Below are 14,501 nucleotides of genomic sequence, written 5' to 3'. Positions count from 1 at the left end.
TTTGGCTTATTCTAAATCTCTTATCTTTTTCAGCTCCTCCTCAGACATAGAGTCCAGCAAATAACTGCGGTCCTTTTGCTGCTTTTCTAAATATTTTTCTCTGAGTGTTTGATTGGCGAGATTCACTTCTTCCAGCAGTTCCCTGGCTGAGAGCAGAGAACACCCCTGGCCCCGGATAATGATCTGTTCCATGCCGTCAGAGGTGGCCACCGTAACATCATATTTCCGTCCATGTTCGTGCGCAAACTTCTCTATATATTGATCTGCAGTCTCCGCTTCCTTCGTATATACCACATGGATATTATGATAATCGAGTATCTCCGTATCATGGCCCACAACGCGGTAGGCATCAAAAACAACGATCAGCTGACATTTTCTGATTCCTTGATAGTTGCTCATAATATCCAAAAGTTTTCCTCTGGCAGCGTCGATATTTGCCTCTGCCAGTTCTCTTAAATCCTCCCAGGCAAAGATAATATTATAGCCGTCCACCAGCAGATATTTTTCACCCGGCTTTTTCTTCACTGAAGCCCTGAAAGCCGAACTCTTATAATCATCTATTGTCCTCTCCAGTTTCTTTTTGGCCCATCCGGTCTTTTTCTTTCGGTTCGCAAAATAAGTCTGTTCCAGAATCCGGTCGATCTCCTCCGTATCAATCCATTCTTCTTCGGTATAAGAACGGCGCACCGCATTCTCTTCCTCTGTCTCTTTTTCATTATCTGTAAGCTGGCTGTCCACATGCATATAATCCTTGACCTTGTCCCAGCTCACTGTAAATCCTGCCCCGTGTGAGCAGAAGACAGAACCCGTCGGATTATCTGTATCCCGTTCAGAATCATAGCCGGTATTTTCGATCACTTCGTCTGCATTGTGACAGGGCCTGTAACCGTTAAGGGCACAAAAAAGACGGCCCCTTCCCTTCGCGTAAGCTATGACTTCTCTCTGGTAGCCGTTCATCTCTGAGACCGGAGCACTTCCGGTCAGAACTGACATCTCTCCCTCTGTCTGAGGATTCTCAAACTCTCCGTACATCCGCTCAATATCCGACATAGCCCGTCCCACCATCTGCTGAGGCACTTCCAGGCGAAACTCATAGTACGGCTCTAAAAGGACCGACTCCGCCTGTTTCAGGCCCTGGCGCACCGCCCGGTAAGTAGCCTGCCGGAAATCACCGCCCTCGGTATGTTTTAAATGTGCCCGGCCCGCCGCTAACGTGATCTTCATATCAGTTATCGCCGAACCGGTGAGGACTCCGGAATGCTCCCGTTCCTGAAGATGAGTCAGGATCAGCCTCTGCCAATTTTTATCCAGCATGTCCTCACTGCACTGAGTATCAAACTGAAGACCGCTTCCCGGCTCCAACGGCTCCATGAAAAGATGTACTTCCGCATAGTGCCTCAAAGGTTCAAAATGCCCAACACCCTCCACTGTATTTTTAATAGTCTCCTTGTAGACAATATTTCCAGTCCCGAATTCAACTTCTGTATCAAACCGTTCTGCAATCAGGCTTTTCAGTATTTCCAGCTGCACTTCCCCCATGATCTGCACCTGGATCTCCTGAAGCTGCTCATTCCAAACAATATGAAGTTCAGGTTCTTCCTCCTGAAGCTGCCTCAATTTTGGGAGCATTACTCCAGCACTCACTCCTTCCGGCAGTATGACCTGATAAGTAAGCACCGGTTCCAGCGCCGGCTCATACCCGGTATCCTCGATACCAAACCCATCTCCCGGACGGGTATCCGCAAGCCCTGTGACCGCACAGATCATTCCTGCCTGTGCTTCCTCCGCCGTCTGATATTTTTCTCCGGAATAAATCCTGATCTGACTGACCTTTTCCTCTTTGGGTTTTTGTATCAGCGCCGATCTTACTTTCAGCACACCTCCTGTGACTTTTAAATGAGTCAGGCGGCTGCCCTGCTCATCCCTGGAGATTTTAAACACCTTTGCTCCGAATTCTTCGGGATAATCCACAGGCCGGGTATAAGACCCAATTCCCTGCAGAAATTCCCGGACTCCGTCTGCTTTCAATGCAGACCCGAAATAGCAGGGAAATACCCTTCTCTCTGCAATGATCTCTGCAATATCCCTGCTGCCAATCCTTCCGCTGTCTAAGTATGTGTTGAGCAGTCCTTCGTCGCAAACTGCGATATCTTCATAAAAATCCTCACCGCACTCCCTGCTGAAATCAACACAGCCCTCATCGAGCCGATTTTTTAATTCTGTCAAAATCCATTGTTTGTCAGTACCCGGCTGATCCATCTTATTGATAAATAAAAAGGTCGGAATTTTGTATTTCTCCAACAGGCTCCACAGCGTTTGCGTGTGACCCTGCACCCCGTCGGCACCGCTGATCACAAGGACCGCATAATCAAGAACCTGCAGAGTCCGTTCCATCTCGGCAGAAAAATCCACATGACCCGGTGTATCCAGGAGTGTAATTTCCATTTCTCCGAACCGGAACACTGCCTGCTTTGAAAATATAGTAATCCCCCGGTTCCTCTCAATCTCATGGGTATCCAAAAACGCATCTTTATTATCAACTCTTCCCATGCTCCGGATGCTGCCGCTCTCATAGAGCAGACCTTCCGACAAGGTTGTCTTTCCCGCATCCACATGGGCTAAAATTCCTATACAAGTATATCTCTTTGGTTTGCTTTCAGATGTAGCTTCCATTATAATTCCTCGTCCTTTTTCTCCTTCTGCTATAAAAATTTATTGCTTTCTGACTCTCTGTTTCCGCTCTCAACTCTTCATCATGTGGGCAAATACAATTTATATTTCGCTGCAAATAATTGCTCATTGCCATGTAAAGATATCTTTTGATCTAAAATATTATAACAAATACCCTTTAAACAATATAGGTATTACTTTATCTAATACATGAAAAAACAGCCCCAGATCAAAAACCTGAGACTGTCCGTATTACTTTTTTTGATAAACAGAATGTCCTAAAAACTCCCACTTCCCGTGCCCCGGCCGAATAATTTCTCCGTTCCCGAGAAATAAATATCCTCCCGGTTTTAAAGACTGATAAAGACCCTGCAAAATCTCTTTTTTCTTTTGGATATCCATATACACAATCACATTCCGGCAGAAAATCACATCATACTGCTCATCCGGCCACTGAAGCTCTGCCAGGTTGTGATAGCGGAACCGCACCATATCCTTAATCAGCTGAGTCACTGCATAAACAGTTCCATCCTTCTTAAAATATCTCATCTTCCAGTCCACCGGAACTTTTATAAGCTGCCGGGGCAGGTACTTTCCTTCCTCTCCCTGTGTGAGTTCGTGTTTTGCGATGTCTGTCCCGGTAATCTCAATTTTGGGAAGTTTCCACCCCCGTCTGCGGCATTCCTCCGCTGTAATGGCAATCGTGTAGCATTCCTCACCAGTGGCACATCCTGCGCTCCATATGCGAAATACGTTTTCTCTATCTCTTAATCTCTGTAATATTTCATGCTCAAGATACTCAAACTGCCCGCTTTCTCTCATAAAATATGTATAATTCGTGGCTGTAAGATCAATTAAATTCTGTTCTGTCTCCGGATCTTTCTTTACTGTCTTTACATACTCCAAAAAACTCTCCAGATGCAGCCGTTCCAGCTCATGCTGAATCCTGCACTGAATTAAATTTCTTTTGTTGGAAAGCTTCATCCCATATCTTTTCTGAATGTATTCTGTCAGGGCATCAAACTCATCTTGATTCATCTCAATCATTTTCTTTACTCCTAGGTTTTACAGAGATCATCTATTTTTCAGTGAAATACGCTCTGCGCGATAAGCTCTACCCACAGGGCACACCGTATTTTATGCCCTTGGGGCTTGGCGCGCTTCGCACGATAAGGTTTACTTTACAACTGTTTCAGACTCTTTTCAAGATATTCTTTCAGATATAGACATAATTTCACCAAATTTATGAAGTAAGACATTCTTTCAATGCTCTTCCGTAAATATTTGTTTCTTTCATGCACTGAATAAAACTTGCTTTTGTCACTCCGCTTTTCTTTGGACGAAACTCCCATTCTGTCGTTGTAAGAGCCTTATCTGCCATTGCATAAAATTCGTTCTCACACACTTCTATATCATCAAAACAAACCGGAAGCCCCATACTCAGATTGAATTTTGCGATTTTATCACGTTCTTCAAACTCTTTCGCAAATGTGAGCAGACACAGTACTCCTAAGGCCACTACTTCCCCATGAAGATGACGGTGCCCTCCCTCCGTAACCGTTGATCCATAATATACACAATGTGCCAGACTTGAATTATAGTAGTAATCAGGCGCACTGCTGACCATATTGGAAACAAGTCCTGTACTGATGATAATATCCAGCGTCACCTGTTCCAGTTCATAGGAAACTCTTTTCTTCCTTAAATCTTCCAGCGCTTTTTTTCCATAGTCTATCAGCGGAGCTGTACAAATACGGCTCAGCTGGACTCCCATCATAGGCGTATGAGATAACTCATCTTCCCGGGACGCAAACACGGCCTCACATTCCTTGCTCAGGGCATCTCCGATCCCTGCCCAGAGGAGCTGTCCCGGAGAATCGGCTATAATTGATGATTCAATGAATGTATGGTCCGCTGCTTTGGGATAGTAGTATTCGCGAAAAGAACCATCCGGATGATAAATCACTGAAATCGCAGTCACTGCCGCACAGTTGGATGCAACTGTAGGAAAACAAAACAGCGGTTTGTCCAGCTCATTGGCCAGATATTTACCTGTATCACAGGCACGTCCTCCTCCAACGGCAAAAATCATATCTGCCTGCTTCACCACATCCTGCTCCATCAGAGCATTCCCGTTTTCGTATGTAGAATCTCCTCCGTACCAGATAAAGTCCAAAATCTGCACGTCAGAATCCTTCACCCCCTCCAAAAGCTTCTCTTTTGCTTTTGACATTGCCGTCTTTCCTCCGATGACAACTGCTGTCTTTCCAAGAAAACGAGCCTTCTCCGGAATTTCCCGATAACAGCCTTCTCCAATGGTATACCTGGGTAGATTTACACTGTAGTAACTCATATATTGTCCTTCCTTTCTCATTTTATGCAGCCTCACAGAATATTCATTTATTCCGCCGAGGAATTTCTTTGCTTTCATAACGGACTAAAAAGTCTCCTTATGTCGATAAACATAAAGAGACCAAATCATCCGCTATTCATTTTCGGACTGCTGCTGATACATTGAAGTCATTATAATCCTCAAAAAAATAATATGCAAGTACCTTTTACACCTGTCAAATTTTCCTAGATTTATATAGACGGATAGTATCTTCGATTGCGTGATAATCCCGCTCAAACAGCTCATCACTGATTTGGGTCTTTAATACAGCCTGAGGAACCCTCTCTATAATTTTATCAATAACAAATGCCTTGCTCTTCTGTTTGTATTTAGGAAGCTGATTTAATTGCTGTATATGAGCCAGTTCCGGCCTCCATAGCAATTTCATTTTATCTCTCCACACGAGTTTCGGATTTTTGACCGGACTCCGGAGCAGATAGAAATCCACCTGATCACCTATCTCTTCTGCCGTAATGATTCCCCACCATTCCGGGACCTTTTCCTCTATATGCAGTGCATGTCTGGTGCCTGCTACCACATAGTTATAGTCGAAAAACCGGTCATAATCTTTGACCTGTCTGTTCAGCCGTGTATAACTGTCCGCATCGCTCTTAATCTCTATACCAAAAACAGAATCTTCTGTAACCATGACAATATCAGCCCTGGAGCGTCCCATCTGTTTTTCTTCTATAATCCTAATTTTATGGTAGCGCTCCTCCAGAAAATCAAACAGAGGATCGCGTATGTCTTTATCGTACAGCATAAATTCCTTTTCGTTTTTATGATTTAGAAACCTTTATACTTCGTTCTTCTTCCTCTGCCTTCAAACTATCGTTTATTTTATTCTCTATTGCCAAACAATCGCTTCTTTTTTATCCATTACAACATCCTTGGTTTTTCTTTTATCAGCTCCAGATTAATATTTTCAGCTACTGATAAGTGACGGTTCAGCAGCTTCTCAAGCTCTGCTCCATCCTGCTTTTCCAGAGCATCCATGATCCCCTGATGTTCCCTGATTGTCTCCTGCATCCTTCCTTCCCGTGTAAAAGAAAGAACATTCTGCCAAAAGATACGGTGCATATATTCTTTATATAAATGAAGCATTGCATCATTTCCCAGAAATTCTACAATACCTTTATGAAACTCATAATCGATCCTCGCAAATTCCTCGCTGGAACCATTTGTTTCGATCAGATTCTGCTGCAGTTTAATCTTTGTCCGCAGATCAATCAAACATTTTTGTGCATTAGCTGAATCCAAATCTGCAACCAGCTGCTTTAAACAAAAGGTTTCGATAGCATTCCGTATTTGATAGGTCTCCCTGATATCATCCTCCATCATTTCATGAATCATAAAGCCTTTGCTTGGATAGACATCAATATATCGTTCCTGCTCCAGCCGTAAAACAGCATCTCTCAAAGGTGTTTTTGAAATTCCCAGTTCTTCCGCCACTTTTTTCTGGGAATAGATGACCCCATGCTCCAACTTATCGTTCAGTATCAGATCTTTCAGATAATCATATGCTTTGGACTGCAACAGCTGTGTACTTTTCATACTACTACCTCATCTTCTATAAAAAGCCTCTTCATATTGTTAACAATTACCTAATACTATAGCATATCTTTCAGAATCTTTCATCCACCGCAGATTATTATGGAACAAAAAAACATCCTTTTTTCTAATCTCTCTGAAAAAAGGATGTCTGCTGAAATCTTAAATTGCTAAAAAATCACTTTATACAACATTGCCGCAAGAAATGCTCCCATCAAAGGACCTGCTATGGGAACCCATGCATATCCCCAATTTGATCCTTCTTTATTTTTTATAGGGACAAGTGTATAGATAATACGGGGCATAAGATCTCTTGCCGGGTTAATGGCATAACCGGTCAGTCCCCCAAAAGACATGACCCCTCCTGCCACTCCGCAGAATACAAAGAACATTGCCACTCCATTTGCCGGATTTTGATGTCCAAGGGAAAGCAGGACAAACATGAGACAAAAGGTTGCCATGATCTCTGACAGACAATTCCGCCAGGAATTCTGAATTGACGGACCTGTGGTAAATACACCCAGCTTGGTACCCGGACACTCTTCTTCATCCAAATGATCTTTATACAGCTGCCAGATGATCAAAGCTCCGACAGATGCCCCGATGCATTGTGAGATGATGTATCCCGGAACAAGGCTTCCGCTCAAATTTCCTGCTGCCCAAAAACCTACCGTCACCGCCGGATTACAGTGAGCTCCGGATACAGGTCCAAAACACACTGCTACCGTCACCATTGAAACACCCCATCCAAGAGCCGCTACAATACCTCCGGCCCCGCACATACCGGATTTACTCAAAGAAATATTGGCACAGACCCCCAATCCTAACACCATAAATAATGCAGTTCCAACCAGTTCTGCAAGATACAGATTCATATGTTCCATCTGCCACTCCTTCCTGAACCGCCGTTTTATCAGCGGATCAATTCCTCAACAGCCTCTTTCAGTGTAGAAGTCTCTCCTACATTACCCGGAAAGATAATATATGGGATTTTCGGAAATTTACTTTGTTCGTCTGTCTGCCAGACAGGAATTCCCGGTTTGATCTGGCCCATAACATTTGCTTTTTTCACTGAAAGTGCTTTCGTCCCAATATCACTGGATGTAATGCCCCCCTTTGCAACCACGAAGGCAGGAACAATTTTCAGTCTTCCCACCAGAGCCTGTACCCCCTGTGATATCTTTACAGACCGGAGCAGCGCTTCCATTTTGCTGTCATTGTCAACCGTCAGCAGCCTGCGTTTTGTATAACATACAGCAGTCTTTCCGGATGCTATGATCTGTTCACTAAGACTGACCACCCGGCTGATCTCGCCGTCAAAAATCTGATCTCCCTTCAGCACCAGATCTGAGTCAAATTCAATCCCTGTTACCTCGTCTAGTGTCAGGAGTTCTTTTAACTGCGCTGTCGTCTTATTGGTATGAGAACCCACTACTACAATTCCCCCATGGTTTGTATCTTTAGTTATCATCTCTTCTCTGGTCAAAAGCTTCCGGTCTGATACCCCTCCGATCACTTTTACCAGGGATGCTGCCGAACGGAATAAAAATGTCTTCCCTTTTCCCATAGCCCGGTAAAGCGCAGTACAAAATACTTTAAGATCACAGTAATCCACTGCATTGACAATCACCTTATTGAAATCTCTAACAGTCATCAGCTTTTGCTCGATTTGTGCATAGTTACAGTTTCTGAGCATTTCAAGAGAAATGCAGACGGTATCTTTACCCTTAAACAACCCTTGATTTTTTTCTTCTACATACTCTCTCAGATCTGAGCTCTTGTATCCGAACGTTTTATCTTTGGCAAATTCCGTCTCTCCGGCCGGCACCAGCATTTCATTATCTATTACATAATGGACATTATCAATGGTATATCTTCCGCCTTCTTTGAAAAAGAAACACAAAATCTCCCCGTCCACAGAATGACCGCCCTGCTTTTCCATGACTTCCTTTAAAACATTTGTCTCTAAAGGATAATTCCCTCTTAACGTGGAATCACTCCTGCTGATCAACACGTATTTCTGATTTAATTCCCGGGAGATTTCTTCTGCTGTTCGGGCAATTTCTTCATGCACCTGTCTTGTCTGTTCCGGTGTCATCGACCTGGAATTGGTTAATATGTAAAATAGTCTGTTTTCATCAATAAAACCTTTTCTCATACTGGCTTTTGACCAGTCTGTAAATACCGAAATATCATGAACAGTCTGTATTCCGGTAGGGTCATCATCCAAAACAACAAACTTTGTCTGACTTTTATTAATTTCTTCGTTCAACAGACGATCGATTACCCCTTCATTTACAGGACTGTACTGCTTTAGAACTTCTGTCTTCCTATATTCAGCCATGATTCATCACCTCTCAGTATTCTTTCGTTGTACTTTTTACTACTGTCTGTGCAAGTTTCTCAAAATACTGCACGATCCCCGCATGATCGTCGTTCATATGTCCCGCTACCTTCAGAGCCTGAAAAATCTCAAAAAGCTGACTGGTAAAAGGCACCGGCACGTCAATTTCATGGGCTGTCTCAACTACATTCTTAATATCCTTGTGATTGATAGAGATCTTCCCTCCCGGGTTAAAATTTCTTTCAAGGATCATCGGCATTTTTGCATCTAAGACAGCACTTCCGGCCAGTCCGCCTCTGATAGCCTCATACACTTTGGATGGATCTGCCCCAGCCTTTGATGCAAGTACAAAAGCTTCTGAAACGGCAGCAATATTCATATTTACGATCACCTGATTGGCAAGCTTTGTAATGCTGCCGCTGCCGCTTCCTCCAATCAGAAGTGCCGAAGATCCCATGATCTCAAAATATGGAATCAGTCTGTCAAAAGCGTCCTGTTCGCCTCCCGCCATAATGGCAAGTGTTCCTGAAACAGCCCCTGGCTCCCCGCCGCTGACAGGAGCATCCACAAAACTGACCCCCATCTTTTCCAATCTGTTATAGCATTCTTTCGACTGTACAGGAGTCACAGAACTCATATCACATATGACCGTCCCTTTTTTGACCGCAGATGCAATCCCGTCTTTCCCGAAAACAGCATCCTTCACAATCATACCATTTGGAAGGATCATAAAAATAATGCTGCATTCCTTTCCAATCTGCGCCTTTGTTCCTTCTAAAGCTCCAAGATCTGTCATCTGTTTTACTGACTGATGATTCAGATCATTCACCATCAGTTCTATCCCTGCATTCTTTAAATTAATGGCCATTGGGAGTCCCATGATCCCAAGACCTATAAATCCTACTTTTGTCATTTTTATGTCTCCTGTCATTTCTCTTCAATTTCCGCTATGCATACAACCTGGCTGGAATCCAGTCCTTCAATTCTCAGTGGCGCATTGATAAAATTCAGTATTTTCGCACCTTTTGGAATTTCTGAAAGATGCATGTCTTCAATCCCTGTCACAAATTTCCCTGTATAGAATCCCAAAATATTTCTGTGACAATCCGGAGGAAGTTCTCCTTCCGGCACTTTGTCAGACGGCGATCCAATAGCAAGAAAATCCATTCCGATTCCCTTTAAATCCGGAAAATTTTCGGAGAGGTAAATACCCGCACTCGGTGCAATATACGGTCCTTCCTTTTGGTATCTCTCCGGCTCTGTAAACTTATACTGTTCAAATCCTGTACGGATCAGGGCAAAAGATACCTGTGATAAAACATCCGCAAAAGGTTCTATATCCTCTTTGGTGATTCCCTGGGCATCGCTCTTTGGTATTTCTAAAAGTGCGGTTTCCTTGTGAAAGAAATATTCTATCGGCAGTTCATTGATACTGATCCCGTTTTTAACAAAGTGTCGTGGAGCATCCATGTGAGTTCCAAAGTGATTGGGCAAAGTACTGATAAAGGAACAAAACGGACAATCCTCTGATACATCCGTCATCTGCTCCACCTTAATAACCGGCTCTCCCGGCCATGCGAATCCTTCAGGGTCTAATTTGTGTGATAAAAATAAATACATTGCAGCTACCTCCTTCTCTCTAAAAACCTAAAATGAACCTATACTTTTGATACGATTAGTATACCGGTATATCGGTATATCAGTCAATGGTTTCTTGACATTTTGTATAATTTATATATTATTATCAATCATTTATTGTGCATAATTATAATAGTTTTTCTTTTTATTAACAAAAAGAAGTCTCTCTACGTTAAAAAACATAAAGAGACTTCTGATGTAAATTTCTTTCTAAGGTTATCTTAAAACTTTAATCTGAACTCAATAACTTATTAATTCCCTGAGCAGTCTGCTTCCAAAGCAAAACTGAAATCATCCTAATTTCTTTCCCAACAGCTCATAATAGAAAATATACTGCTGCATCACACCCTCACACCCTCTGTATCTCTCTGCCGGAAACCCGTCAGGATAATGGCCTTCCAGAGCCTGTCTGATATGGGTGTCCACCGGAAATGCCTCAAAATGATGCAGCGCAAACAGGCAGATACAATCTGCCACTTTCTCCCCGATGCCATACAGTTTCATTAATTCGGCCTTTGCCTCTTTATAAGGCATCTGTTTTATTGCCTCCAAAGATACCTCTCCTCCGGTCAGACTCTTTGCCGTCCGCACTACATACTTGCTCCGGTACCCCAGGTTGCAGTCCTTTAAAGCATCCTCATGAAGTTCCGCCAATATTTCTGCTTTGGGAAATGTATAGTAAAAATTCCCGCACCCGTCAGATCTTTTCTCACCATAACGCTCACAAATGTTGTCAATGCACCGGCGGATACGGACAATATTATTTTGCTGTGAAATTAGAAATGAGACGATCATTTCCCACAAATCCTGCCTCAAAATACGGATGCCAAAACCAAATTCCGAGGCTTTTTTAAGGTAACTGTCTTCTTCGTCTATGGATTCTATGTATTTTTTGTAATCTGCATTCAGATCAAAATACTTTTTCCAAAATGTCTCATACTTATTTTCATCACAGTGAAATGTGCATTGGCCTCCATTCTGGGTCACTTCTAAATATTCATTTCCCGCAATTACCGAATATAGATTGTCACGCTTCTGCCTCATGCGGAAACACTGACCGGAATCGCAGATCTGTGCAATGTTAAAACAGTCTAATTCTTTTGTTATCATAGTACTCCTTATACTGTAGATATATAAACTTTCTTTTTATACTTCAACATTTTCTCTTTGCCTCATACGAAATTATCTAACTTACATCTCTTGTATTTCAGCAGCTTCAATCACTTATAGTTATTTCTAATACGTATACCCAAAGCGGTGGGATGACTTGGATGCAGGATTTCAATCACTTATAGTTATCTCTAATACACTAAGCCTGACACTTGAACGATCGGGGACACCGGGATTTCAATCGCCTATAGCTATTTCTAATACCCATTTCTTCCGCATAAAATAGTCATTCTTTTAAAACAACAATTCTTACCAAAAAGTTCATATATCTCTACATCCCGTATAAACTCGTATTTTTTAAAACGGTCGATCCCCCATACTTTTTACGCTATCATAGGTCGACCTTTATTAAATATCATACTATAACAACTGCCTTTTTCCCATATATTTTAAGAATTTATAAAAAATACTGGTACAATCCTCTAAATGTTTTAATAGCCTCAGAAACGAATTCTGAAGCTATTAGGAGAAAAAACTGCAGTATTTAATTCATCACATTTTATACACAAATTTTTTCACAATTCAGTCTCTATCGATTATCTCATCCACCCGATCCAACACCGCCTCATAATCAACCTTCTCATAATCCGTCACGTCCAGTTCAATCAGGCTCCCCAGCTGAAACCTATCATAACCTTTATTTAAACACCTGTCTTTAAATATTTCATAAGTCACCAGAGCATCCGCCTTCGTCCGGTCTTCCAGTACGTCCCCTTCATGATATCGTGTCACCAGATGTGCCAGGTGTCTGGACGGTTCCAGGTCTCTGCTTTTTGAACGCTCATACAGAACATCAATGTCTCCGGTAAGGCGAATCGTGAGCACTTGATATCCATAAGTCAAAGACAGACTTTCAAGCCTTCCCTTCTGTTTCTCGCTGAACGGATAATCCGAAATTACCGAGTGCTCCCCGCTCATGAGTTCCTCCAGCGTTTCATAGTACAACTCCCAGCTTTGATCTTCCAGACGAGTCTTTTCTTCGATATTTTCAAATCCAAAACGGTCCCACAGCTTCTCTTTCATTTCATCCTGAGAAACTACAATAAATTCACTGTGCCGCTTCAAAATACGGCTGCACAGAAATGTCTTCCCTGTCGCCGGATAACCGGCAAGGAGTATCATTGCTTTTTTCATACATCTCTCCCAAAGAAACAGACTGCCGCGGCAAAGCGGCAGTCTCCTATTATAATGCTAATTCAACTGTCAGATAATAAGTATCTGCCCGGTAATAAGCTTCTACATACTCTCTTGGAATTTTATTTTCATCATAGGAAACACGTTTCACATAGATCAGCGGGGCTCCCTCTTCCACCTGAAGCAGCCTGGCCCTCCGCTCATCTGCCAGAATAGAATAAATCTTTTCTTCCGCTTTTGCCAGCTTGATATGGCAATGGTTCACATAATACACTCTCAGCGATTCCTTGGAAAAGTCTTTCTCCAGGGCCTCCGGAACCCACTGATAATCCAGATAGTTGGTCTCAATATACATGGGCTTTTCATCTGCATACCGGACCCTCTCAATCCTGATCACTTTTGCCCCTTCTTCAAGCTGAAGATTTTCCAAAACTTCCTGATCCGCACTGATGACCGTCTTGTCCAGAACCTTTTTGCTCGCCACTCTCTTGCCGTCGCTGTGTTCCCGTAAAAAATTGACGATCTTCTGGTTATCGCTTTTTGCCTTCAAGTTCTTTACATAAGTCCCATGGCCGCGTTTTTTTTCGATCAGCCCTTCATCTGCCAGCATATCCATCGCCTTTCTGACCGTAGCCCTGCTGACCTTGTAATATGCCATCATTTCACTCTCCGCAGGGATCAGATCCCCGATCTGATACTTTCCGGTGACAATGTCCTGGTACATATAATCATATATCTGGTAATAAAGCTGTTCCCTTCCGCTGAAATCCAATTCGTGTTTCATCGCTTACACCTCTCTGTAACTATATTCCTAAAATTATTCCATCAGCTCCCCGCCCACAAGATTGATGGACTGTCCGGTCAGATAACTTGAACTGTCCGTAGATAAGAAGATCGCCGCATCCGTTACATTTTTCAGATCTACCAGCTTATGCATCGGAATATTCTTCTCAAAATACGGGAGCACTTCTTCCGGATCTAAATTTCTTTTCTTTGCATATTCATATTTTAACTTCTGCCACATCTCTGTCGGGACGATTCCCGGACAGATGGTATTTACCCGTATGCCCTTGTCCGCAAACTCTTTTGCGATAGACTGGGATAATCCCTGAACTCCGTATTTGCTTGCGCAGTAAATGGTCTGCCAGGAACTTGGCTTTTTCCCTGAAAGTGAAGACATATTGATGATCGTTCCGCCTCCGTCAAGCATCTGCCTCACTGCCGCCTGACAGCATAAAAAGGTAGCTTTCAGATTCACATTGATTGTCGTATCCCAAAGTTCCTCGCTGCTTTCCAGAAACGGCGCCATTTTGGAAAATCCGGCAGAGTTAATCCATGAATTGATTCTACCATATCTTTCGGCTGCTTTACATGTGTTTTCATCAATTTGCTCTTTCTTCGTTACATCCGTCTTAAAAAAGCAGGCCTCACCGCCACCGGCCTTTATTTCATCCACAACCTGCATGGATTTTTCTTCATTCAAGTCAAAGATCACAACTTTGGCTCCTCTCTTTGCAAACTCTTTTGCCATAGCGGCTCCCATACCGCTTCCGCCTCCGGTGATGACGGTTACCTTGTCATCTAATCTCTCCACATTCATTT

Annotated in this window: 13 protein-coding genes; all 13 read right to left on the bottom strand. The window is 42.9% G+C overall.

All coding sequences use genetic code 11. The annotated features are described in order from the left end of the window. Positions 1-6 precede the first annotated feature (6 nt). The 13 genes from ANCC_RS02095 to ANCC_RS02035 all read right to left on the bottom strand — a co-directional run bounded on the left by ANCC_RS02095 (position 7) and on the right by ANCC_RS02035 (position 14,499). On the bottom strand, positions 7-2,673 hold the full coding sequence (locus tag ANCC_RS02095; protein ID WP_006567674.1) for a translation factor GTPase family protein: 2,667 nt from the start codon (positions 2,671-2,673) through the stop codon (positions 7-9). 249 nt (positions 2,674-2,922) lie between these two features. After that, complete coding sequence (locus ANCC_RS02090) at positions 2,923-3,717, bottom strand: CheR family methyltransferase (protein ID WP_006567676.1); 795 nt, start codon at positions 3,715-3,717, stop codon at positions 2,923-2,925. Positions 3,718-3,913: 196 nt separating this feature from the next. Further along, positions 3,914-5,023 (bottom strand): iron-containing alcohol dehydrogenase family protein, encoded by a 1,110-nt coding sequence (locus ANCC_RS02085; protein ID WP_182483062.1) that lies wholly within the window; start codon positions 5,021-5,023, stop codon positions 3,914-3,916. A 214-nt stretch (positions 5,024-5,237) separates the two neighbouring features. Beyond that, positions 5,238-5,825: a sce7726 family protein gene (locus ANCC_RS02080; protein WP_006567678.1), complete on the bottom strand. Its 588-nt coding sequence runs from the start codon at positions 5,823-5,825 to the stop codon at positions 5,238-5,240. Between the two features lie 116 nt (positions 5,826-5,941). After that, positions 5,942-6,616, bottom strand: coding sequence for a GntR family transcriptional regulator (locus tag ANCC_RS02075; protein WP_006567679.1), 675 nt, complete (start codon positions 6,614-6,616; stop codon positions 5,942-5,944). A 167-nt stretch (positions 6,617-6,783) separates the two neighbouring features. Continuing rightward, on the bottom strand, positions 6,784-7,497 hold the full coding sequence (locus ANCC_RS02070; RefSeq protein WP_006567680.1) for an MIP/aquaporin family protein: 714 nt from the start codon (positions 7,495-7,497) through the stop codon (positions 6,784-6,786). A gap of 29 nt (positions 7,498-7,526) precedes the next feature. Further along, complete coding sequence (locus ANCC_RS02065) at positions 7,527-8,957, bottom strand: four-carbon acid sugar kinase family protein (RefSeq protein WP_006567681.1); 1,431 nt, start codon at positions 8,955-8,957, stop codon at positions 7,527-7,529. Positions 8,958-8,970: 13 nt separating this feature from the next. After that, positions 8,971-9,870, bottom strand: coding sequence for a 2-hydroxy-3-oxopropionate reductase (garR, locus tag ANCC_RS02060; RefSeq protein ID WP_233458271.1), 900 nt, complete (start codon positions 9,868-9,870; stop codon positions 8,971-8,973). Between the two features lie 14 nt (positions 9,871-9,884). Then, positions 9,885-10,577: a cyclase family protein gene (locus ANCC_RS02055; RefSeq protein ID WP_006567683.1), complete on the bottom strand. Its 693-nt coding sequence runs from the start codon at positions 10,575-10,577 to the stop codon at positions 9,885-9,887. Positions 10,578-10,886: 309 nt separating this feature from the next. Beyond that, positions 10,887-11,705: a DNA-3-methyladenine glycosylase family protein gene (locus tag ANCC_RS02050; RefSeq protein ID WP_006567684.1), complete on the bottom strand. Its 819-nt coding sequence runs from the start codon at positions 11,703-11,705 to the stop codon at positions 10,887-10,889. Positions 11,706-12,287: 582 nt separating this feature from the next. After that, the gene (locus ANCC_RS02045; protein WP_006567685.1) at positions 12,288-12,899 is read right to left on the bottom strand and encodes a P-loop nucleotide/nucleoside kinase family protein; all 612 of its coding nucleotides are present in this window, start codon (positions 12,897-12,899) and stop codon (positions 12,288-12,290) included. A gap of 49 nt (positions 12,900-12,948) precedes the next feature. Then, complete coding sequence (locus tag ANCC_RS02040) at positions 12,949-13,683, bottom strand: GntR family transcriptional regulator (RefSeq protein WP_006567686.1); 735 nt, start codon at positions 13,681-13,683, stop codon at positions 12,949-12,951. A 33-nt stretch (positions 13,684-13,716) separates the two neighbouring features. Beyond that, entirely contained in the window at positions 13,717-14,499 is a 783-nt protein-coding gene (locus ANCC_RS02035; RefSeq protein ID WP_006567687.1) for an SDR family NAD(P)-dependent oxidoreductase, read from the bottom strand. Positions 14,500-14,501 lie beyond the last annotated feature (2 nt).

Source organism: Anaerostipes caccae L1-92 (assembly GCF_014467075.1).
Taxonomy (GTDB): domain Bacteria; phylum Bacillota; class Clostridia; order Lachnospirales; family Lachnospiraceae; genus Anaerostipes; species Anaerostipes caccae.
The sequence above is the reverse complement of the archived record's forward strand: the minus strand, read 5'-3'. Positions and strand labels throughout refer to the sequence as shown.